Origin of the sequence: Gilvimarinus gilvus (assembly GCF_030518155.1) — a bacterium.
GTDB classification, from domain to species: domain Bacteria; phylum Pseudomonadota; class Gammaproteobacteria; order Pseudomonadales; family Cellvibrionaceae; genus Gilvimarinus; species Gilvimarinus gilvus.
In genome coordinates, this window is record NZ_JAULRU010000108.1 from 1 (window position 1) to 355 (window position 355).

Sequence of the window (355 nt, forward strand, 5' to 3'; positions counted from 1 at the left end):
CAATCGCCGCTTCGATGGTCAGGTGGTTGCGGTTGAAGGTGTGCCCGCGGCGTACGTCCAACCCCGTGGCGCCGATCCCGTCCAGGTAGAACTCCCATTCGGCATATTCCGAACTGCCACGCCAGGCGGTGATGTCGTGCAGCAGCGGGTAGTGCACCAGGTCGGCCGGCCCGTGCAGCGGGGGGCGCCCACGCAGCAGTGAGGGCGCGCATACGGGAAAGATCTGCTCGTCCAGCAGCGGCGTGGAGAGCATGCCCGGGTAGCTGCCATCGTTGAGGTCGATGGCCAGGTCGAAGTCGCCCGGGGTCAAGGCCTGGGCACTGTCTTCGGCCACCAGGCGCAGTTCGATGTCCGG

The 355-nt window shown here is 67.0% G+C and carries 1 protein-coding gene; it reads right to left on the reverse strand.

Annotated features, from left to right (window positions below):
* A partial coding sequence (locus QWI17_RS00540; RefSeq protein ID WP_302720545.1) for a LysR substrate-binding domain-containing protein occupies positions 1–355 on the reverse strand: 355 nt, incomplete at both ends.